Source organism: Paenibacillus sp. ICGEB2008 (assembly GCF_000307675.1).
GTDB classification, from domain to species: Bacteria; Bacillota; Bacilli; order Paenibacillales; family Paenibacillaceae; genus Paenibacillus; species Paenibacillus polymyxa.
This window is the reverse complement of sequence record NZ_AMQU01000008.1, coordinates 253,078-275,430: the sequence shown is the minus strand read 5'-3', so window position 1 is coordinate 275,430 and position 22,353 is coordinate 253,078. Positions and strand designations below refer to the sequence as shown.

The 22,353-nt window shown below is 45.3% G+C and carries 21 protein-coding genes and 1 pseudogene; all 22 read right to left on the bottom strand.

The annotated features are described in order from the left end of the window. Positions 1 to 103: 103 nt before the first annotated feature. The 22 genes and pseudogenes from licT to C400_RS0109900 all read right to left on the bottom strand — a co-directional run bounded on the left by licT (position 104) and on the right by C400_RS0109900 (position 22,294). Positions 104 to 931 carry a BglG family transcription antiterminator LicT gene (gene licT / locus C400_RS0110005; protein WP_016821780.1) on the bottom strand — a complete coding sequence of 276 codons (828 nt, stop codon included), beginning with the start codon at positions 929 to 931 and terminating at the stop codon, positions 104 to 106. A 397-nt stretch (positions 932 to 1,328) separates the two neighbouring features. After that, complete coding sequence (gene moaA, locus C400_RS0110000; protein WP_017426866.1) at positions 1,329 to 2,345, bottom strand: GTP 3',8-cyclase MoaA; 1,017 nt, start codon at positions 2,343 to 2,345, stop codon at positions 1,329 to 1,331. A 69-nt stretch (positions 2,346 to 2,414) separates the two neighbouring features. After that, positions 2,415 to 2,648, bottom strand: a complete 234-nt coding sequence (locus tag C400_RS0109995) for a MoaD/ThiS family protein (RefSeq protein ID WP_016821782.1) — start codon at positions 2,646 to 2,648, stop codon at positions 2,415 to 2,417. After that, positions 2,641 to 3,084, bottom strand: coding sequence for a molybdenum cofactor biosynthesis protein MoaE (locus C400_RS0109990; RefSeq protein WP_026065414.1), 444 nt, complete (start codon positions 3,082 to 3,084; stop codon positions 2,641 to 2,643). The genes C400_RS0109995 and C400_RS0109990 overlap by 8 nt, the downstream gene beginning before the upstream one ends. Positions 3,085 to 3,170: 86 nt before the next feature. Then, positions 3,171 to 4,190, bottom strand: coding sequence for a ThiF family adenylyltransferase (locus C400_RS0109985; protein ID WP_017426865.1), 1,020 nt, complete (start codon positions 4,188 to 4,190; stop codon positions 3,171 to 3,173). Positions 4,191 to 4,298: 108 nt separating this feature from the next. Continuing rightward, positions 4,299 to 5,495 (bottom strand): nitrate/nitrite transporter, encoded by a 1,197-nt coding sequence (locus C400_RS0109980; protein ID WP_017426864.1) that lies wholly within the window; start codon positions 5,493 to 5,495, stop codon positions 4,299 to 4,301. Positions 5,496 to 5,702: 207 nt separating this feature from the next. Then, complete coding sequence (locus C400_RS0109975; RefSeq protein ID WP_038978085.1) at positions 5,703 to 6,350, bottom strand: response regulator transcription factor; 648 nt, start codon at positions 6,348 to 6,350, stop codon at positions 5,703 to 5,705. Positions 6,351 to 6,357: 7 nt separating this feature from the next. Continuing rightward, positions 6,358 to 7,422, bottom strand: coding sequence for a PAS domain-containing sensor histidine kinase (locus C400_RS0109970; RefSeq protein ID WP_017426863.1), 1,065 nt, complete (start codon positions 7,420 to 7,422; stop codon positions 6,358 to 6,360). A gap of 1 nt (position 7,423) precedes the next feature. After that, positions 7,424 to 7,876 (bottom strand): GAF domain-containing protein, encoded by a 453-nt coding sequence (locus C400_RS0109965; protein WP_016821790.1) that lies wholly within the window; start codon positions 7,874 to 7,876, stop codon positions 7,424 to 7,426. Between the two features lie 45 nt (positions 7,877 to 7,921). Then, positions 7,922 to 8,605, bottom strand: coding sequence for a respiratory nitrate reductase subunit gamma (gene narI, locus C400_RS0109960; RefSeq protein ID WP_013372381.1), 684 nt, complete (start codon positions 8,603 to 8,605; stop codon positions 7,922 to 7,924). Beyond that, positions 8,602 to 9,169: pseudogene (narJ, locus tag C400_RS0109955) on the bottom strand (nitrate reductase molybdenum cofactor assembly chaperone). Before narJ ends, narI begins: the two are co-directional and overlap by 4 nt. Beyond that, positions 9,162 to 10,751 carry a nitrate reductase subunit beta gene (narH, locus tag C400_RS0109950; protein ID WP_017426862.1) on the bottom strand — a complete coding sequence of 530 codons (1,590 nt, stop codon included), beginning with the start codon at positions 10,749 to 10,751 and terminating at the stop codon, positions 9,162 to 9,164. Before narH ends, narJ begins: the two are co-directional and overlap by 8 nt. Continuing rightward, on the bottom strand, positions 10,741 to 14,415 hold the full coding sequence (locus tag C400_RS0109945) for a nitrate reductase subunit alpha (RefSeq protein ID WP_017426861.1): 3,675 nt from the start codon (positions 14,413 to 14,415) through the stop codon (positions 10,741 to 10,743). The genes narH and C400_RS0109945 overlap by 11 nt, the downstream gene beginning before the upstream one ends. A gap of 199 nt (positions 14,416 to 14,614) precedes the next feature. Continuing rightward, complete coding sequence (modB, locus tag C400_RS0109940) at positions 14,615 to 15,292, bottom strand: molybdate ABC transporter permease subunit (protein ID WP_016821794.1); 678 nt, start codon at positions 15,290 to 15,292, stop codon at positions 14,615 to 14,617. Then, positions 15,289 to 16,140, bottom strand: coding sequence for a molybdate ABC transporter substrate-binding protein (modA, locus tag C400_RS0109935; protein WP_017426860.1), 852 nt, complete (start codon positions 16,138 to 16,140; stop codon positions 15,289 to 15,291). Before modA ends, modB begins: the two co-directional genes overlap by 4 nt. Before the next feature lie 48 nt (positions 16,141 to 16,188). Continuing rightward, positions 16,189 to 16,896 carry a DUF542 domain-containing protein gene (locus C400_RS0109930; protein ID WP_017426859.1) on the bottom strand — a complete coding sequence of 236 codons (708 nt, stop codon included), beginning with the start codon at positions 16,894 to 16,896 and terminating at the stop codon, positions 16,189 to 16,191. A 108-nt stretch (positions 16,897 to 17,004) separates the two neighbouring features. Further along, positions 17,005 to 18,438, bottom strand: a complete 1,434-nt coding sequence (gene hemG, locus C400_RS0109925) for a protoporphyrinogen oxidase (protein ID WP_017426858.1) — start codon at positions 18,436 to 18,438, stop codon at positions 17,005 to 17,007. Further along, positions 18,431 to 19,537: a TIGR04053 family radical SAM/SPASM domain-containing protein gene (locus C400_RS0109920; protein WP_017426857.1), complete on the bottom strand. Its 1,107-nt coding sequence runs from the start codon at positions 19,535 to 19,537 to the stop codon at positions 18,431 to 18,433. The genes hemG and C400_RS0109920 overlap by 8 nt, the downstream gene beginning before the upstream one ends. A gap of 15 nt (positions 19,538 to 19,552) precedes the next feature. Beyond that, positions 19,553 to 20,341 (bottom strand): YwiC-like family protein, encoded by a 789-nt coding sequence (locus C400_RS0109915; protein ID WP_017426856.1) that lies wholly within the window; start codon positions 20,339 to 20,341, stop codon positions 19,553 to 19,555. Between the two features lie 123 nt (positions 20,342 to 20,464). After that, entirely contained in the window at positions 20,465 to 21,259 is a 795-nt protein-coding gene (locus C400_RS0109910; RefSeq protein WP_017426855.1) for a hypothetical protein, read from the bottom strand. Positions 21,260 to 21,303: 44 nt separating this feature from the next. Next, entirely contained in the window at positions 21,304 to 21,771 is a 468-nt protein-coding gene (locus C400_RS0109905; RefSeq protein WP_017426854.1) for a hypothetical protein, read from the bottom strand. Between the two features lie 46 nt (positions 21,772 to 21,817). Beyond that, entirely contained in the window at positions 21,818 to 22,294 is a 477-nt protein-coding gene (locus C400_RS0109900) for a DUF6097 family protein (RefSeq protein WP_017426853.1), read from the bottom strand. Between the last annotated feature and the right edge of the window lie 59 nt (positions 22,295 to 22,353).

Genomic DNA, 22,353 nt, shown 5'->3' with positions numbered 1-22,353 from the left:
TTATTTGTATTTATAAAAAAAGGCAAAACCAAAATAGATCAAATTCGATCTAGGTTGGTTTCGCCTGCATTACCAGTAACAATCCAAGGAGTTATTCAATTGGTCATTGAGTTACGCGCTGAATATGAATCGTTATATACAGTTTTTCTTCATCTGACAATACCGTGTCCAAGTATTTCTCAATCTTTAGCATACAGTTGTAAGCTTTTTTGTACTTTGCTTTTACTTGCCTTAATAGAAAATCATCTTCCAGTGCTAATTTTTTTTCTTTTTGAATTAATCGCTGAAAGAAAAACCTTAAATGTGTAATAAATCGTTCATAGCTGGTCGAGTGTTCATCCAGGGTAATATTGTAAGAGTACTTAATAATATTTAGGATATCCTGTATTTTTTGAGTTTGCTGAGCGACATCCGCTACTTTATGGTAGGAGCTGTTGACTTGAGCATTGATTAAATGAAGAGCTATATTACCTGCTTCATCTTCAGACAATCGTTTACCTGTTTCGTCTTCAATAAACTCCAGCGCTTTTAAGCCAACTCCAAACTCTTTAGGATAAAATTTTTTAATTTCCCAGATGAGCGGATTTGCATTTTTAAATCCTTCATCAAACATTTTAAATGCATTGTTCATGTGATCTGTAAGCGAAACATATACATAGTCGCTCAGCTGTGCTTCCAATATGCTCTTTCCATATTCAATGATGTCATAGCATAACGAAACATATTCTGTAGGGACATCCTCTAACAGTAATTTAAATTTCTCTGAAGCATCTTTTTGTTTAAGTACAAACACCTTTTCAATTAAATGCTCTTCTACTTGTTCTCCTGCATTCTTTTTGAATGCAATTCCACGACCCATAACAACAAATTCATGCCTTTTTGAATCTTTGGCTATTATGGCGTTATTATTAAATATCTTTGTTATGATCATTCTGGCTGCCCCCCTGATCCCGCAATAATCTAAAAAAGGATTTAGATGCTGGGCGATATTTCAGATAGGTCACAAGACGGTAATAGCCGATCAAGCTTTCGCTGTAAACCAAACTATAATGTGTAGATTTATAAACTCATTAAAATGAAAGCGCATTCATAAAGAGGAATAAGCCCTACACTATCACTCACCTTTCTACGTTATTTCAAATCTGTATACAAAAAGAAAAGGCAAAACCCAACACATGGAAGTCCAGTTCCATGTCCCGGGTTTTGCCTTTTCAGTAACAATCCCAAGATCATAATAACATCGAATTTAAGTTTTGCCAACAAAAATGTTTGCGCTTTCTTTTTGGGAATATCCACATCGAATACGGCACATTACCCGTATAAAAATGTCAGCCGCCAATGTAGGACATGTTAATTTTTTTTCTGTTGTTTGCAGTCTGTTCTGTACGTTCATCGGAATACCGATCTATGCGTTGTTCCCATACTGAAGTAATCGCATCAAGTAATTCCTGATCATTCGCCCCGTTACGAAGCATCTGGCGCAAATCAAATCCGTCTGAAGCAAACAAACACGTATAAAACTTACCATCAGAAGATAAACGGGCACGCGTGCAGGATGAGCAAAACGAATCCGAAACCGAAGTAATAAAGCCAACTTGCGCGTCGCTGTCTTTATAACGGTAACGTTTTGCCACTTCTCCAAAGTAATTCTGATCTACCGGCTCCAACTCGTACTCATTCTTAAGTCGCTCCATAATTTCTTCTTTTGTTACTACCTTTTTGAAGCTCCATCCGGTATCGTTACCTACATCCATAAATTCAATAAAACGAAGAGTTATTCTCTGGTCCTTAAAATAAGCAGCCATCGGCAAAATCTCAGAATCATTTACACCTTTTTGAACCACCATATTGACCTTAATCTCAAAACCGATTTCTCTTGCAAAATCGATCTGCTTCAAAATAAACGCAGGCTTAATGCCCCGTCCATTCATCTGCCCAAATAGCTCGGGGTTCAGAGCGTCTACACTGACATTAAGCCGTCGCAGTCCCGCGTCATAGAGGCGTTGCGCCTGTTGCCCTAGTAGCAAACCATTTGTGGTCAACCCTATATCCTCAACTCCACTGATAGACAAAATACTAGAGACAAGGTCGGGAAGGTTCGGTCGCATTAACGGCTCACCACCTGTGAGTCGTATTTTTTTGACCCCAAGGCCTACAAAGAGCTCCGTAAGCCGATGAATCTCTTCAAACGATAGGCATTCGCTTTTGGGAAGAAAGGCAAAATCGTCGCCGAAAATTTCTTTTGGCATACAGTAGGAACAGCGAAAATTGCAGCGATCCGTAACAGATATACGTAAATCACGAATCGGACGCCGCAATGGGTCCTTCAGCGGATGTGAACTCATGTGACCACCTTCTTTTTTTCATTAGCTGTATTTGACGTTGCGGACATGGACACATGACAAGCACTTTCACTAGCCGCCGCTGACAGGCGGAATAAAAGCTGCGATATCTCCATCCTGCAGTACATCTGTAAGCAACGCGTACTCCTCGTTTACTGCAATTCGTGTAGAATTGATCGGCATATCCGGGTATTTATCTGTGATCCAACTGTATAATTCCCCTACAGTTTGGCCTGCCAAATCTGCCATTTCTTCGAATTTTCCTGTTACTTCACGGAGTCCCGCAAAATAGTACAGCTTAATCATGACTGATTTCCTCCGGCTTTTTCTTTTGTTGTCCGATCCATTGTGTTCCGTTTTCCCATATCTCTCGCTTCCAGATCGGAACGATTTCCTTGATTCGTTCGATTGCGTATTCATTCGCCTTATACGCATCCGAGCGGTGTGGTGAAGAAACAGCGATGACAACGGCAATATCACCGATCTGAAGCTCACCAATCCGATGTGCAATTGCTACTCTTGTCCCTTCCCATTTCTGTTCAATTTCGTGGCCAATCTCTGCAAGCTTTTTCTCAGCCATAGGCACATAGGCCTCGTAAGCAAGATATAATGTCCGTACGCCTTGGGTCCACTCTCTTACGTGCCCTGTAAACACGGTCACCGCTCCCGCTTCTGGTCTTAAGACATAATCTGCATAAATCTGCGGAAGAATGGGCTCCGTCACGATTTCAAATACACTCATCTTTTCCACCTTCCAGCCACCTGGCAAGCTACTCTGCTATGAAAACTCTGCTCACTATTTATATTTCCTGGATCTATATCCCTTGTTTAACCGAACAACTGATGGTATAGCTTTTGACCTCTGGCAATACTTCCAATACCGTGAATGAGGAGCCTTCCGTTTTTAAATAAAATCATTCGGTGCTCAAAGGCATAAAATTCAACGAAATAAGGGGTCCTTTTTACACGTTCCGCCATAAGCCTGCCCATTTTCTCTGCATCGTCCAACGTAATCGGACGATGAGGGTCTGGAAGAACCTGCACTACATCCCGTCCGCACAGCGAAGCATACGCCGAGCGACGGGATGCGGTCAGTGCAGGAAACACAGGATGTTCTCCACAGGTCGGACAATTCTGATTGCGGATGCGGGAAATCCCTATGTCCATCTGCGTATTTTCCCATAGATCAAATAAATGAACCTTGCTGCGCATTTTATCACGTTTACCGCTCAGCCATTTCATGGCTTCTGCACTTTGGAGAGCAGCCGTCACTTGAACTGCGGGCGAGATGATTCCAGCCGTATCGCAGGTCTGATTGATTGCCGGCAGCGATGGCAGTAGGCAACGAAAACAAGCTGACTTGCCCGGCACGAACGGAAAAACAACGCCTGTGCTTCCAACACAGGCGCCGTAAATCCATGGAATTTCAGCCTTTCGTGCAGCATCGTTTATAAGCAGCCGGGTTTCAAAATTATCCGTTGCATCCATCAGCAATGTGCTTTTACCAGCAAGCTCTTGAGCAAGCCCGGTATCCAAGCTGTCGAGATAGGTATACAAGCGTACGTCTTCTCGTATCGCCTTTAACCTTTTTTCAGCAGCCGTTACCTTGGGGAGCATTTGTGCAGCATCCTGCTCCGTGAATAACTGCTGGCGTTGCAGATTCGACGTCTCCACATAATCACGGTCAACCAGGTGAATCTCTCCGACGCCCGCTCTTACTAATGTTTCAGCGATGGCGGAGCCTAGTGCCCCGCAGCCGATAATGGTAACAACAGCTTCAGACAGATTACGTTGTCCTTCACTGCCGATGGGTCTAAATAAGATCTGTCTTGAATAACGTTCCTTCATCACAATGTCCCCCTAACGTTGAAGAGCGATCGTTAACTTTGTGCTTTTTCCTGTGGCTCTCGCTAGAAACGTTAAAGGTGTCTTTATAATTTCTCCACTCTTAATGCTTTACTGCTGAAGTTCCTTTTGTTTCTCAAAGCGGTTCTGCTCGGCAGTTACGGGGAAACGTCCTTGATAATATAGCCATATGACGAGAATCAGGCTAGCCAGTGCCACTTGGGAGAGTAACATGAACCCAATGGAATATTGGCCAGTAGCCGCATGAATCGTCGATAACAAGATCGGAGGGAAAAAGCCACCCAGGCCACCCATCATGGATACAATTCCGTTCACTATGCCTGCCTGTTTATTAAAATAAAATGGAACTAGCTTGAAAATGACACCGTTCCCGATTCCCGCACTCACAGCGATAGCCAAGCACCCTACGGTATACAGGGTGATGTCTGGGGAAAAAGCCAAAAGAATCGCAGCGACCGTATATACAGCAAACGTACCTACCAGCAGGAACAAGGGCTGAAAACGATCCGCCAGCCAGCCACCGATCGGGCGGAAGAATGTAGCAATCGCGATAAAGCCTGCTGTACGCATCCCTGCATCCACTTTATCCAGTTCGAAATTCGATACGAGAAAATTCGGTAGATACACCGTAAACGCTACAAATGAGCCAAACGTAATAAAATAAAAGAGCGAGAAAAACCAAAGCTTTTCATTTTTGTAAACCCCTTTGATTTGCTCCATAATGGGCGTCTTGACTTTAGCTTCATGACGGTCCCCAAAGAAGAAATTCAAAACGATAAAAACAAGCAATAGGATAAGGTACAGTTTGACTGTAAGTGCCCATCCTACCTGTGTCGCTACAATCGGAGCGGAGAAAGTCGTTACCGCTGTCCCCAGGTTGCCCACACCATACATCCCGTTGACAAAGCCATGTCTTTCTTTCGGATAATACTTGGGCAGTGAAGTCACTCCAACCGAGAACACCGCTCCCCCGATTCCAAGGAACAAGCCACCGATAATTAAATCCGTCATCGTCGAAGCTTCACTGATATAGTAGACCGGAAACAAAAGCAAAACAAAGCTAACGAGGAAAACGATTCTTGCCCCGAAGATATTGGCATAATAACCAAGCGGAATGCGCAGAATCGATCCAAGCACGACCGGAATCGCCGTAACCATGGCCAGTTTTCCGGGTGGAATCGCAATATCCTCCGTAATGAACGGCATGAGGGAAGAAATGATGACCCACACCATGAATCCAAGAATCAGGTTCAATGTTTGTAGCGGCAACTGCATTTTTCTAATCATTTAACTCACCTTTTCAACTTTATTCTGTCGAATGTTTGATTTGTATTTTTCTGTTCCCATTGTAGCCGCTAGCCGTTCCTTTCGAATATAGGGGACTCCCCTTTCCCGGTCAGGGGAGTCCCTGAAAATAAAAAAGCCGCTTCTCGTAAGAAGCTGCTTGATTCATTGTAGATATATTATTGGATTAAAAATAATCTTCTTCATAAACTAGAAATCCAGCATTTTTTTCTTTAAAGCATATTGGACCAGCTCAGGCCGGCTTTTTAAATTCAATTTCTCCATGATTTTAGCTTTGTTCGCTTCCACGGTTTTGACAGAGATGAACAGCTTTTCGGCAACTTCCTTATTACCGTACCCCTTCGCGACCAGAGGGAGAATCTCCAGCTCGCGCTTGGACAGAATCTCATACGGATCTTCGGTTTGTGATGTTGTGTCTTTCTTAATGAACTCACGCACGAGAGAAGTGGCCATTTTAGGATGGATATAAGTCCCGCCCCCATGAATGGTTCGTATGGCAAGCAATAGCTCCTCATCTGGTGCATTTTTCAAAACGTACCCTGAAGCACCATTCTTCAAAATATGAAATAGATATTCTTCGTCGTCATGCATGGTCAAAATCAGAATTTTAGTATCAGGATGGTCCTCTTTAATCTTGCCTGTGGCGATCAATCCACTTTCGCCTGGAGGCATGCTGAGGTCCATAATTAGAATATCCGGCTGATGTTTGGCTACCATAGTATACGCTTCAATCCCGTCCGCAGCCGTTCCGACAACCTCCATATCCGATTGGAAGTTGAGAATCATGGAAAATCCGCTTCGTACAATGGCATGATCATCCGCTAATACAATTTTGATCAAGTTTCTATTCCTCCTCGTGTCCAATCGGAATTTGTAAAAAGACTTTGGTTCCTTGGCCAACATTCGAAAGGACGCCAAAACTTCCACCTACCAGTTCTGCTCGCTCCTGCATACCATACAAGCCTAGTCCTGTCCCAATAGGCTTGCCCCCCTTATCAAAGCCAATCCCATTATCCTCTACAGTCAAACGAAGCGCGTGTTCGTGCTCCGACAAAGTAACTTTAACGGTATCCACCTGGGCATACTTCAACGCATTGAGCACAGCCTCCTGACAGACGCGATAAATGACTGTTTCTTTTTCGCTTCCATACCGCTTCTGGGGAAGATCAGATACGAACTCAACCACTAGACCAAAACTTTGCTCGACCCGCTTAAAGTGGGAACGGAATGCCGCCTCAAGTCCAAAATCATCAAGGGTAGCAGGACGAAGATCCACAGACAGGTTGCGGATATCATCCAGCAAGCGTGTCATGGATGCTTCTGTTTGTTTCATGTTTTTAATGAGCTGCTCATCATTCGTCATGTATTTTAATACCCGTAGTTCAACAACCGCGCTCATCAATTCCTGGGCGACGCTGTCGTGCAGCTCTCTGGAAAGCCGTTTACGCTCGTTTTCCTGTGCTTCAATAACATGTTTCATCATTTTGTTCTGATACAATTTCTCCTGCGTCTGAAATTGCGGGGTCAAATCTCTCAGCATCAGCACCCGGATTCCATTTGTAGAATCAATCGTATGAAAAGAAGCTGCATAGGGAACCATTCCGTTGCTTTTCGTCTCCAGATAAACCTGAAAAGAAGCAAAATTGTTGGATTCAGGCACATTGAAATAACAGTCAAGGCAGGTACGGGGCTCTGTGTCGCTTGTATAGCCTCTGCATGTTCCACATAAGGCCCTGTCCTGTCCTTCATAGAGTTGAATGAGAACGTCATCGTCTACAATCTCCTCAGCCGCCGGGTTCATGGCTAGGGTTTTCCCTTCCCTATCAAAAAAGAAGATAGCTTCTGTACTGTTCTCAAACATCTTCACCATTAGCGCACTCAAAGAGTCTGTCCCTATAGACAATGTCAATTCAGATCACTTCCTTCCCGTTCAACTCTCCAATTCCCCTATGTGCCAAGGTTTCCAAATCACGCATCATAGCTTCGGTCATCAGCTGTTCTTCTCGAAATCCACCCAGCAGTACACCCGCGACGCGAGCATCATTCCACAGGGGTACAGCGCCGAGACTCTTGAGCTTCTCGGATTGAACGATTGGATAGTTAAACAGGTTGTCTGCCCCAACAAATTGATGAACAGATGGAATAAAGATAGATTTCCCGGTTTTAAACACGACTCCTGCTATACCCTTTCCAGATTGCAGTACAATCCGCTTAAATCGATCATTCAAATTGCCAGCGGCGTTTTTCCATTTAATGACGTATTGATATTCGGCCGGTTCAACCAGAGCAAGTGCCATAAAATCATAACCGAAATGTTCGCGTATTCGCTCAAGCTCCCTTTGATAATCCATCTTATTATTCATCACTCTCTCCTAATAAAACTAGGAAAGAAGGCAGAGCCCGCTTTCCTAGTTTGATTTATGTCTTCTGTAAAGGATATAACTTCTGCGCACATAATTCAACGGAACACTCCACACATGTACAAGCCGGGTAAACGGCCAGAATGCAAAAATCGCAAAACCCATAAGTACATGAAGCTTGAAAGAAATCGGTACATCTCTCATCAGTGTAGGGTCAACACGGAATATGAACAAACCGCGGAACCAGATCGAGATTGTCTCCCGATAATCAAATTCCGGCTGAACCGCATTCGTTACGAGTGTGGCAAACATCCCCATGCACACAAGCGCCAACAGCAATACGTTTACGATCAAATCAGAAGCTGTACTTAAACGGCGCACATTACGAATTGTAAAACGTCGAGAGGTAAGTATCAACATCCCAAGGAACGTCATGGCTCCAAATATTCCACCAATATAGACCGCTCCAATGTGATATAGATGATCGTTTACCCCCAGTGCATGCATCCAGGTTTTGGGTATACCCAGACCAGACACATGACCAAATATAACAGGAATGATCCCCAAGTGGAATAAGAGACTTCCGATCATCAATTGTTTCTTTTCAATAAATTCACTTGATTTTGCCGTCCAATTGAACTGGTCCGTTCTATAGCGGAAGATATGACCTACGATAAAGATAACCACGCACATATAAGGGAAAATGACCCATAAAAACTGCTCCATCATCATAACGTGGCTGCCTCCTGTTCTACGCAAGCTTTAAGCGTTTCGCGCAGTCCCTTGACCAGATGAAAATACGGGCTTTCCATTTTTTCCAGCGCTTTAAGCAAATGATAAGTGCCATCTTCCAAAATCGCGATGGGCATGCGGAAGTTTTCTGTCGTCTTTGCATCCTGCACCCATTCGGCGGCATACAGAAATTCACACATGAGCGGCAGATAATCAGGCAGCTCTCCATCTGGCATTTCAAGACCATACATTTCATAGAGAACCTTTAACTTAACCAGCATTTGTCCTCTTTCTTTTGCATCTTCGAACTTGAAGTAAGTCATATATAGTGCGCAATTTTTTTTGAAAATCGAAGGTTTCTGTATACAGTTCCTGGATCTCTTCCATACTAAACTCTTGCATCAAAGACCAGTACTTATGAGCATGCGTATACGCAGGATGATCCGGATCAAATGATGCTTCCAGAAAAGCCGGATGAAAATCCAGCTTTTCCGGGTACATGAGTTGTTGGGCGAAAAACCCGAATGAAGGCTTGAATTCATACAGTTTCGCTACATTAATCACGCCAAATACCCCCGTAGAAGTTTTCTTCATACATTTGCTTGCCTGATTTCGAAGGCTCTTCCATTCCCGTGGAGCTTGCCAGGCTACAACCGCTACAGCCAGCTCCTGCAACTCCACAACCTTCCATATTCCCTAAGGTATCACCGTAACCAGCAGCTCCTTGGGCGCGATATGGATTAGAATAACCCTCTTTATGCGATGTTGGAATAACGAAACGGTCCTCGTATTTGGCAATGGCCAGAAGCCGGTACATCTGCTCGGCCTGACGTGCTGTCATGCCGGTGCGTTCCAGACGGCTTTCATCGAAAGATTGTCCTGTGGACTGGGCACGCATATAGGAGCGCATCATAGCCATCCGCTGCAGCGATTCTTTCACCGTCTGGGTGTCGCCCGCCGTCAACATATTGGCAAGATACTGAATAGGCGTGCGCATTTCTTCGATAGCTGGAAAGATCATATCTGGATTCTCGATGGAGTCTTTCCCTTCAAAGTAATTCATGATCGGACTAAGTGGTGGTACATACCAGACCATCGGCAGCGTGCGGTATTCCGGATGAAGCGGGAATGCCAGCTTATACTCAATAGCAAGCTTGTAGACCGGTGAGTTCTGCGCAGCCTCAATCCAATCTTGCGAGATCCCATCTTTTTTTGCCTGCGCAATTACCGCTGGATCACTTGGGTCTAAGAACAAATCACACTGTGCTTTATACAGATCTTTCTCATCCTCTTTAGAAGCAGCCTCCTGCACCTTATCCGCGTCATACAATAGAACGCCAAGGTAACGAATTCGTCCGGTACACGTCTCGGAGCAGACGGTTGGCAACCCGGCTTCTACGCGCGGGAAGCAGAAGGTACATTTCTCTGCTTTGTTCGTCTGCCAGTTGAAGTACACTTTCTTATAAGGACAACCCGTCATGCAATATCTCCAGCCGCGACATGCTTCCTGATCCACAAGCACGATGCCATCCTCGTCCCGTTTGTACATGGCACCTGAAGGGCAGGATGCGACACAGCTTGGATTCAAACAGTGTTCGCAAAGCCGAGGAAGATACAGCATGAACGACTTCTCGAAATTGAATTTAATCTCTTCTTCAATTTTCTGAATATTGGGATCGAGAGGTCCTGTCACATGGGTACCTGCCAAATCATCCTCCCAGTTTGGCCCCCAATTCAGATCCATTTTTTCGCCTGTTACAGCAGATTGTGCACGCGCGACCGGAGAATGCTTCTGCTCTTTGGCGTTGGTCAAATGTTCATAATTGTAAGTCCAGGGTTCATAATAATCCTTCATTTCAGGCATATCGGGATTGTAGAAAATTTTACCGAGCGCTATCTTGGACAGCTTGTTCCCTGACTTCAGTTCAAGTTTCCCTTTGCGAAGCTGCCAGCCCCCCTTATACTGTTCCTGGTCTTCCCAGCGTTTTGGATAACCAATACCGGGCTTCGTTTCCACGTTGTTGAACCACATATATTCCGCACCTTTGCGGTTTGTCCAAGTTGTTTTGCACGTCACGCTGCACGTATGGCAGCCAATACATTTATCCAGGTTCATGACCATGGCAATTTGAGCTTTAATCTTCAAGCCAGTTAACCTCCTTCATTTTACGTACCGCTACGTACACATCGCGCTGGTTGCCGATTGGACCGTAATAGTTGAACCCGTAGCTAAGCTGAGCGTATCCGCCAACCATCTGGGTCGGTTTGAGATGAATTCTTGTTGGCGCATTATGACTGCCCCCGCGTGTATCCGTGATTTCGGAGCCTGGCACTTGAATGTGCTTATCTTGAGCATGGTACATAAACATCGTTCCTCTTGGCATCCGGTGACTGACAACTGCTCGGGCGGTTACGACACCGTTACGGTTGTACACCTCCAGCCAGTCATTGTCGGCAATAGCATGAGTTGCTGCATCTTCGTTATTGATCCATACCGTTGGGCCTCCACGGAACAACGTAAGCATATGCTGGTTATCCTGATAAGTGGAGTGAATATTCCATTTCCCGTGTGGAGTCAGATAACGAAGCACAAGTGAATCCTGGCCACCCTTGATTTCCCGATCACGTGTACCGAATACCATCGGTGGCAAAGTCGGTTTATAGATAGGCAGCGACTCCCCAAACTGCTGGAAGATTTCATGATCGATATAGAAATGCTGTCTTCCTGTCAAAGTCCGGAACGGAACGAGACGCTCAATATTCGTGGTAAATGGCGAGTAGCGACGTCCCTGCTTGTTAGAGCCACTGAATACCGGTGTCGGTATAACTTCACGCGGCTGCGCTGTAATGCTTTGGAACGTGATCTTTTCGGCGGCGCGGTCGGCTGAGATGTCCATTAGCTTCACACCGTGATCCTTTTCCGCCTCTGCGTATGCTTTTTGCGAGACACGACCATTCGTTGCAGACGAAAGATGAAGAATCGTATCAGCCACTTGACGGGCTGTCTGGATCTTCGGCAGTCCATCTTTAATGGACTCATCGTAATAAACCCCGTTCAGCTTCTTCAATTCCTCATATTCATCCGCTACCGAGAAGCTAACGCCATGCGCGCCCGTTTTTCCAGTAGCCAAATTTGGACCGAGCGAAACATATTTATCGTAAATTTTGGTGTAATCGCGTTCTACGATGCTGAAATTAGGCATGGTTTTACCCGGCACAGCTTCGGCCTCGCCTTTCGTCCAGTCCTTTATAAGCCCCATCGGTTGCGCAATTTCGCCTATGGAATCATGCCCAAGCGGTGCAGTTACAAGGTCTTTATATATTCCCGGTAGATGCTCTTTGGCCATGTTCGAGAAGGTTTCAGACAGCTGACGGTAAATATCCCAGTCCGAACGTGATTCCCAAAGCGGATTCACCGCAGGATTAAATGGATGCACGAACGGATGCATGTCTGTCGAGGACAAATCCGTCTTCTCATACCAGGTTGCCGCCGGAAGTACGACATCCGCGTACAATGGCGTTGTGGTCATCCGGAAATCAAGTGCGACCATCAAATCAAGCTTTCCTTCCACATCTTCCCGCCAAACGATTTCCTCAGGCTTCTGATCTTCGTTCGGCCGGGCAAGCAGCGCGTCGGAGGCTCCGAGCAAATGCTTCATGAAATATTCCTGTCCCTTGGCCGAGCTGGAAATGAGGTTGGACCGCCAAATAAAGAGCGAACGCGGGAAGTTCTCCGCTGCCCCTGGATCTTCAATAGCAAAACGGGTCTTACGCGATTTAATCTCTTCCACAGTGTGGTTAATGATTTCCTCGTTTGACTTCTTGCCTAATTGCGCCGCCTCTTCGGCGAATAGCAGGCTGTTTTTATTAAACTGCGGGTAAGAAGGCATCCAGCCCAACCGTGCAGCAAGTACATTGTAGTCCGCCGGATGTTGGTAACTGACCTCTCCCCCAGTCGGCGATTTCAATGTGTCGGTGCCGCTTTCTTCATAGCGCCACTGTTCTGTTGCAAAATAGAAAAATGAAGTAGCATTTTGCAACCGAGCCGGTCCCTGCCAGTCTTTTGCAAAGGCAATCGTTGACCAGCCTTCAATAGGACGGCACTTCTCTTGACCTACATAATGCGCCCAGCCTCCACCGTTAACACCTTGGGAAGCCGTCAGCACGACCAGGTTCAAGATGGAGCGATAAATGGTGTCACTGTTGAACCAGTGATTGATCCCCGCCCCCATAATGATCATGGAACGTCCTTGAGTGTCGATAGCGTTCTGAGCAAATTCGCGAGCAACTTGCACTACGACCGATGCCTTGACTCCCGTGATCTTCTCCTGCCAGGCAGGAGTGTAATGAGAAGCTGCATCGTAATAATCCTTTGCATTATGAGGGCTATCATTGCGAGCGACACCATACTGACTCATCATCAAGTCATATACGGTGGCTACGAAGCGCTCTGAACCATCAGCCAGACGTACTTTTTTCGCCGGAATGACACGTTTGAATGTTCCGTTACCTGTGTTATCAAAATAAGGGAATACGATTTCTTCCCATTGCTCGTCATGACCTTCCACCGTGAGCGCAGGCTCAACCTTGGTTCCATCTTCCCGTTCCAGGATCAGATTCCATTTCTTATCCTGCTCCCAGCGCTGTCCCATTGTACCGTTCGGGACCATCATTTCCCCTGCTACTTCATCGAATATGACCGGTTTCCAGTCTGCGTGCTGTGAAGCATCTCCCAGATCACTCGCCCGCAGAAAACGTCCACCTTTCCAGGCCCCTTCGTGGGGATCAAGCAGAATCATGAATGGCATATCTGTATATTGCTTGGCATAGTTAATGAACATGGGTTCCTGACGTTCCTGGTAGAACTCATCCAGAATGACATGGGTCATCGCCTGTGCCACAGCGGCGTCTGTACCCGGATTGGGTGCAAGCCAGTTGTCAGCGAACTTCACATTTTCCGCCAAATCCGGAGCCACGGATACGACCTTGGTTCCTTTATAGCGTACTTCCGTCATAAAGTGGGCATCCGGCGTCCGGGTAAGCGGCACATTCGAGCCCCACATGATCAGGTAGCCCGCGTTGTACCAATCTGAGGATTCAGGTACGTCCGTTTGCTCACCCCAAATTTGGGGAGAAGCAGGCGGAAGATCAGCATACCAGTCGTAAAAGCTCAACATTTCCCCACCAAGCAATGAAATGAACCGCGCTCCCGAGGCGTAGCTTATCATTGACATCGCTGGAATGGGTGTGAAGCCTGCGATCCGGTCAGGACCGTACTTACGAATGGTATAAATTAATTGCGCCGAAATCAGGTGTAGAACATCATCCCAAGCCACACGAACATGCCCGCCTTTGCCGCGAGCCGATTTGTAGAGCTTGGCTTTCTCCGGGTCTTCCACAATGCTGGCCCATGCGTCTACCGGATTGCTATGCTCCTTGAGGGCAGCTTGCCATAGTCGCAATAACTTACCGCGCATATATGGATATTTCACACGTAACGGGCTGTATTCATACCAGGAAAATGAAGCACCACGCGGGCATCCACGCGGCTCAAATTCTGGCATGTCTGGACCGCAGGAGGGATAATCGATTTGCTGATTTTCCCAAGTGATGATGCCGTTCTTAACAAAAACCTTCCAGCTACAGGAGCCGGTACAGTTAACACCATGCGTCGTGCGAATCACTTTGTCGTGAGACCAACGCTGGCGGTACACGTTTTCCCATTCTCTATTTTTTTCTTCAAGGATTGACCAATTTCCGGAATAGCTCTCGATTGGTTTGAAGAAGTTGAGACTGTATTTTTTTTTCATCGGTGATCAACGCTCCTTTTCAGAATGAATCAGCCCATCGCAAACTCACGGGGAAGATTCATTCGCTTACTCTCATTATGTAATTCATTCCTCTCCGTTCCCATTAGGGAATGTCCTATAGCGCTATAGAAAATCCCTCGTTCTAAGGAAAGATACAAAAAAAGCCCCCCTCTACCAGAGGGAAGCTTGTATGAATAGATTAATTGTTCTTTTGGCCTGTTAACAGGAGCATTATAAAGGAAATGAATATGATAGAGCATGTCCAAGCCCAGGCCATAGGAAGATGACCAGAATCCACTGCAATATAGATGGCTGTAGGGATCGTTTGTGTTTTACCCGGAATATTTCCGGCAATCATCAGCGTAGCACCGAATTCTCCCAGCCCACGGGCAAAACCAAGTATAAAGGCCGCTTTAAAAGAAGGGAAAATCAAAGGAAAGGTGATATATCGGAAGACCTGCCATTCATTTGCCCCCATCGAGCGCCCCGCGTTTTCCAAGTCACGATCCACTGCAGCGAATCCCATTCTCAGTGTCCGATAGACTAGGGGAAAAGCCACAACCACCGCGGCCACGACCCCAGCCCACCATGAGAATACAATAGGCTCGCCAAACCAATGCTCCACCAAACGTCCAAATCCACTTTTTCGTCCGAGTAAGATTAGCAGTAAAAATCCAACTACCGTCGGCGGGAGCACCAAAGGCAGCATAAGCACGGTTTCAACGAGTGTTTTCCCTTTAAATAATCCTAACCGCGACATGGACCATGCCGCAAACAAGCCTAATAGGATCACCAAAACGCTGGATAACAGTGCAATCTGTAACGATAATCGAATCGGAGGCCAATATTCGCTCCAATCTATAGCCTGCATGCTCACTTCGGTATGGTAAATCCATACTTAGCCATAATGTTCAGAGATTCTTGCGATTGAAGGTATTCATAGAAGCTTTCGGCTTCTTGGATGTGTTTGGAAGCTTTGATGATCCCGATAGGGTACTCAACCGTTGAATAAGTTTTAGAGTCCACCTCAAAAGCAATTTTCGCCTTTTGCGAAGTTAACGCATCTGTCTTATACACAAATCCGACATCTGCGTTACCCGTTTCTACATATTGCAGCACTTGTCTAACATCTTTTGCCTGAACGAGCTTGTCTTGTAACACATCCCAAAGCTTAACGTTCGTCAGTGCTTCCTGTGCATATTTGCCTGCAGGTACACTCTCAGGAATACCGATTGCTACCTTTTTCACTTCTTTTTGCATTACATCCTTTACACTCGTGATGCTCGTCGTCCCGTCAGCAGGGATCACCGCTACCAACTCGTTCGTCAGCCATGTTTTTTGTTTATTGCTCTCTATTAAATGCTGATCTACGAGAGACTTCATGTTTTTCTTCGAAGCAGACAAAAACAAGTCCGATGGAGCTCCTTGCTCAATCTGCTTTTCCAGTGCACCAGAACCACCAAAGTTGAAATTCAATTGAATACCTTTATGGGATGATTCGTACAATGTCTGGATTTCTTTGAGTGCATCTGTTAAGCTCGCAGCTGCGGAAATGGTCAGTTCTACAGTTTCAGTCTTTTTCGATGAATCCTGGCCGGAGACCTCGTTCTGGACCGCGCTGCTACCACTTGAAGCTGATTGTTGCCCCGCACCGCACCCTGCTAGTAATAACACAACACAAAAAGCAAAAAAGAGTGCCTGGCTATGTTTAATAATTTTTTTCATTTTTGTTTGACTCCTTACGTCTAGCCTGTCATGAAGTGATAGGTTTCATTATGAATGGGGTTGTGCCTGTCTGGTACGTTCAACTAGTGTACAATTCTCAAGAAGAATATGATTATAAATGTCCGCTTCCAGATCCTCCAAACGCTTCAATACAAGTCGATGTGTGCCACAAGCTTCCTGTAACGGCTCAAAGCCATTGGTAATCAAACGCAGCTCCTGCAGTAAATCCACAACCGCTTGGTGCTCGTCTTGCAACTCGGATAAATGAAAAAGAAGTGCGTCCACACGCTCAAACGTCGAGTCCTGAAAAAACGCTTGAATCAACGGAAACAGAAGACTTTCCTTGAATTGAATATGTACCGTTAACTTCTGTTTAAGCAAGGTATAAAGTTCATTCACTCGCTTCAGGTGCGAATAACGTTCGCCATGAACCCGCGTTAGTTTGGTAATATACGGTGTGAGCGCCGCTAGTTCTTCACACAACTTTGTATGATACTCATCCTGAATATAGGCGATCAGTTCTTTGGGTTCTAGTGAGGAGGGTTGCATTTGCTTATGCTGTGCCTGATTTTCCTCCACTTCATGCACCCGCGCCAGCAGTTCATCAGCGTGCAGACCTCGGCTCTCTGCTGCTTCACGGAGCGGTATTTTCCCGCCACAGCAGAAGTCAATCCGTAGTTTACGGAACAAGTCACTTGTTTTGGGCACTTCCTTCACAATGTCCGCTACCCATGTTTCTTCCGTTAACTGGCTCATTTTCATTCCCCCATCTTACTTCAGTTTTATACTTAACTCTCATTTTATGTCTCTCTCAAGGCTGAACCAATTAGGGCGATCCCTTTTTCACTCGTGGAAAGAGCCTGATTATAAAAAACCTGAGACCAGCTGTTCAGCTGCTTCTTTGCCTTGAGCGATACAATCCGGAATGCCAACCCCTCCATAACCAGCACCACATAAAAATACACGCGGAAAATCCTGTGACAAATCATGTCTCACCTTCGCCATCTGCTCTTTGTGTCCTATCGGATATTGTGGCATGGATTGATTACACCGACTGACTTCAGTTAATTCAGGTTCAGCATCGATTCCCATTAAATCCTTCAGGTCTTTGCGCGCCGCAGCTACAAGTTCATCGTCTGTCATCTGAACCCACCCCTGTGCGCCTGCATGCCCAATGTAAGTCCGTAAGAGTGTATATCCTTCAGGTGCGGTATGGCTCCACTTTGTCGATGACCAAGTACAGGCCGTAATCATTTTTCCTTCTTTGCGGGGAACTAAAAATCCAGTTCCCTCATAGGCAAGATGAAGGTCTGAATTTTTATACGCCAGGGAAATATTCGCTACCGAAACGTAGTTAATCTTATGGAGCCAGCTCACACTTGCGATATCGGAAAATAATGTAGCCGCCTCAAAGGCTGGAACAGCGCAGATCACTGCATCTGCATCTATGATTTGCCCATGGTCTAGCACTACTTGATAACCGTCCTCTTTTCTCACCTCAGCCACACGCTGTCCCATCACAAAATGGACGGTGTCGAGCTTTTCCTTTAACCGATCCACAATGGTCGATAATCCATGTCGATAGGAAAGAAACATGCTTTTCTTGGCGATATCCGGCAATTTGTTAGGTGCACCCGACTTTCTCCCCGCTCCTTTAGCCGTGCCTTTAGCCATACCTATAATCAAACTTCCATGCTTTTGTTCCATCTGCTTAAATTGAGGGAAGGTTGACTTGAGGCTAAGAGAATACGTATCGCCAGCGTAAATACCAGATAGCAAAGGCTCAGTAATCTGCTCCAACACCTCTTTACCTAGACGCCGCTTGATAAAATCCCCCAGAGATTCATCCATATCGCCTTGCTTGGCTGGAATGATTAAATCCAGAGCTGCACGCGCTTTTCCCAGTGGAGAGATTAGCCCTGTCCGAATGAAGGGCGTTAACTTTGTTGGAATGCCTAAAATAAAACCCATTGGCATAGTATACAGCTTGCCTTTATGCAAAATGGAGGCCGACTTGGCCTTCGGGTTTGTTGACACCAAATCGGCTTCCAGCCCCAATTCCATAGTCAGATCCAGTATAGCTGTTTTTCTGGCCAGAAAAGCATCCGGTCCTTTTTCGATCATAAAATGGTTTTGGCGAACCGTTTGCAGCTTTCCTCCCAGACGGTCGCTTTTCTCCACCAGTGTAATCTCCACTTCAAGCTGCCTGTCCTCCGCTAACTTTTTCACATAAAAGGCAGCACTTAAACCGCTTATTCCTCCACCAAGGATAACAACTCTTTTAGCATTTTTATTCATGAGCACACGTTTCCTTCCCCACTCCAGGCATATATGCACAATAAGGGTCACTCTCCAAATAGTCTCCTGTGATGGCAAAAGCCCTTGCTCTGGAGCCTCCACAGACTGTATTGAATTCGCAAACTCCACATTTGCCTTTAAGCAGAGATTTATCCCGAAGATGGTTCATAATCGGAGAGTGCCGATAAATATGGGCCAAACTATCCTTTCGTACATTCCCGCATGTTAACGGCAGGAAACCACTCGGGTACACTTCGCCAATATGACTGATAAAAACAAATCCATCTCCATCATTTACGCCTTTAGGCGCGCGTCCCAAAACATCTGCCCGTTTAGGTTCGAACATTGCACCGTTCTTCACTGCTTTACGCTTTTCCTGTAGGACAACCCTTCGATAGTGAGGTGCTTCGGTAGCCTTTACACCGTAGGGCATCTGTTGCTGTATCTGATACAACCACTTCATTACAGCCTCATGCTCATCAGGAGTAATCATATCTTTTTCCATCCCACGCCCGGTTGGAACGAGAAAAAACAAGCTCCATAACACCGCCTGCATTTCCTTTACCTTTTCTGCAATTCGCTCCAGATCATGAAGATTGTATCGGGACACGGTGGTGTTCACTTGGATAGGGATGTTCAATTCCTTCAAATATCCAATTCCCCGCATGGTCGTATTGTAAGAACCCACAGTCCCGCGAAAATGATCATGAATGTCCGCGCATGAACCGTCCAGGCTAAAAGCCCATCGTGATAAGCCAACCTGCTTTGCTTTTTCGACCGCTGCTCTTGTCACTTTTGGGGTAGCACTGGGTGTCATGGAAACCGATAGCTTTTTCTCCTCAATTGCATATTGAGCCAACTCAAATAAATCAGGACGCGATAACGGATCTCCACCTGTGAAAACCACCAGTGGTTGATTCATTTCAGCGATTTGATCGAGCAGCTTTTTGCCCTCTTCAAATGTCAGCTGACGAGGGTCAGGCTTATATTGGGCTTCCGCTCTACAGTGAAGGCATTTTAATGCGCAAGCTCTCGTTACCTCCCAAATGACGATAAACGGGTCTACGCGATAATCTCGTGGCGTTTGCAAAGATATCATTGATGTCTCTCCTTTTTAAAAATATAAAAACAGCACAGATACATAGAGCATCAATGAAAATCCAATTTCAGCCATGCCTACATGCTTTGCCTTTAACTCGAATTTAGGAAGCCATATAGCTCGTATGAACAAAATTAAAAATGGAATAACCAAAAACACCTTGATCCAGGCGGCCAACAGCACAATGATCAGATGATAGGTAATAGACGCATAATAGTAACGTGGATTTTTTCTTTCACGGATGATCGTTTTAACATAAAGAGCCGTTCCTATGAAATAACATACCAACAGCAAAAATAGCTCTGTGGTTAATGTCCAATCTCCACCTTCTCCAATATGAACAACAGGGTATATAAAAGAACAGAAAAGCAGAATCGCGGTAATGTCATTTAACAAAGCACGCTCATTCTTCATTTTGGCGTAATACATATTAGCCATAAAAAAGAACAGGAGCAGAACTCCGTACCAGATCAACGCAGGTTTAACCCATACTAGAGAAGCCAAAAGAGGAAGGAGTATTGCTCCGTATATAACAACAGGTTTACGGTATCTTTTACTGTTTCCCGTTTTGATCCATTGGAGAACAGGAAAACTAAATAAATAGATAAAAAACCAGCATACGAATAGAGGTATATGAATGAATTGTTTTGGAGAAGCAGCTAAGCCAAACAAAAATGGAAGAATGAGCATTGCCCAGGCTCCATGCTGATTGGGGATGTATCTACTAATCCCTTTCAAAGTCTTGATCCTTTTTTCACAATGTGTAACATCTTTATAGCTTCGGTTAATCGACTCATCATCCATTCCCCCAAAATTCAATTTTTCACCCTACTTTAATTCTAAGTATTCTGTCCAATTGAACCAATCAGGGAGTTCCCTTTTTTGTTTGGGGGAATAGCCTAACCTGAAGATAAACCTTCACTTTCTTTATAAAAACGTACCAAAATAATAGTCCAGCGCTTCCTGGGAGTATCCGTCATCTCCTTGCCAGGCTGCTACCGAATAAAAATCATCATTGCCGCCGCGGCGTCTACGAGGTGTGTCCCGTGGTGCCAGCAAGCCAGCATATCCCCATACCTCCATAACCACGTCGCGTTCATTTTTGCTGGATGGGAACACATCCTTCCAGCGCTTCTCCAATTGCCGCGCACCATTCTGAGCCTCACAGTCCTGAACGGCTTCCAGCATGTTATGAAGGATAGCCAGATCCTCATCCGAAACCTGGAACTCCTCTTCTTGACTAAACAATTCAAGGTCCATCCAGCAGTAAAGAAGGTGATTCAGCCGAATACCGCCCCATTTGATCCGTTCAAAATTTAGAACATTCAAATCCTTATTGACGTATTCCTTATCGGACATTAGTTTATGAAAATTACAATCCCCACAGCTGCTGTAATTGGGCAGGACGACAGGTCGCTCCCCATAGGTATGCATAGGCAGTTTTGCGGTTAATGCCCAGCTCGATAAGGCGCTTCGCAAATGAACCTTTTTCGTGGAAAGACTGTGCAAAAACGCCGCTGCCACTCGCTCTTTTGTAGCCTTTTGCTGATGCAGCTCATATAACCTTTTTATCATCTCATCATGTGTAATGGTGATCGGATCGAACATCAAGCCCTTGCTTTTGGCATATTCAAAATCCTCACCCGAAAAAGGTTCCCTCTCCTGCTTCCAGCCGCTGGACCAGAAAGTGTTCATGAGTATTTTCTTTGCTTTTTTATCCATCACACTTCTCCTTACTTATCCCAACAGTCTCACCTACAAGATCGCTATTCACCTTTATACTTAAAAGCAACGGCCGTATTTCCCGACCGCGGGTCAAAATAAGAAGAGATTTTCCCCCAGTCAAGTTCATATTCCATATAGGGGTAAGGCTTGGTTTGACGATAGCTTGGCTTTACGGACAAATGTCGTTGTAACAAACGATCATGCTCCCTTTGACGCTTTCTTTCCCCTTCTTCAGACCAATTATCCCATGAAGTTGGAAATTCATTGCCTTGGAGCGAAATCTCCACAACCACTAGACTTGTATCCTTAAAGCATACAGACACAAAAAAATACCGGTGCAGCAAAGGAACCTGATCAAAATGATACCAAATGTAATCATTCCCTAGCTTTCTTACAGAATGAAAATATTTCGTGTACAAATCGGTCTCTAACAACTGCTCTTCTGTTAAAGAAGAATAAATCGCGTGCTCATTATCAACTTGAATGATGCCCGATTCCCAGTCATTCATTGCTGCCACTCCTTAAACTGATATGCCAATCTTCTACAGCTACTCTTTATCCTCGTTTGTCCACATGATGGAAAATGGCCTGCCAGGCTCGATCCAGCACACGCGTATGTAATCGTCTGGCATAAACATTTCTCACGATGGCAAGAACGATCACACCCACAAATACAACACTAAGTATCGTAATAGAGGGAACCCAGTGGTCAAACATGGCATTCGCCAACACTTGCAGCAGATGCCGCTCCGGCTGCAAATATTCCACCACTGCAACGATAACTGCTGCCAGCAATATAATCACAGATAGGATCATAAGCATTGCATTGATTATTTTGTATCTGGCAAGCCCTTGCTGAAAAATGCGAGTGCCAGCATATTGCTCCAGCAAGATAATTTGCTTGTGAAAATCATCTTCCACCTGCTCTACAGGCAGGTCGTGCTTTTGAATCAATGCATGTGCTTTCTTCAGTTCGGATTGAATAAATAGGCTGCTCTGGATAGCAGATCCTAACTGACCTAAAACATTCATATCTTTTTACCTCATTTCAATAGTTTCTAAATTACGAGTATATCGTTTCACACTGAACA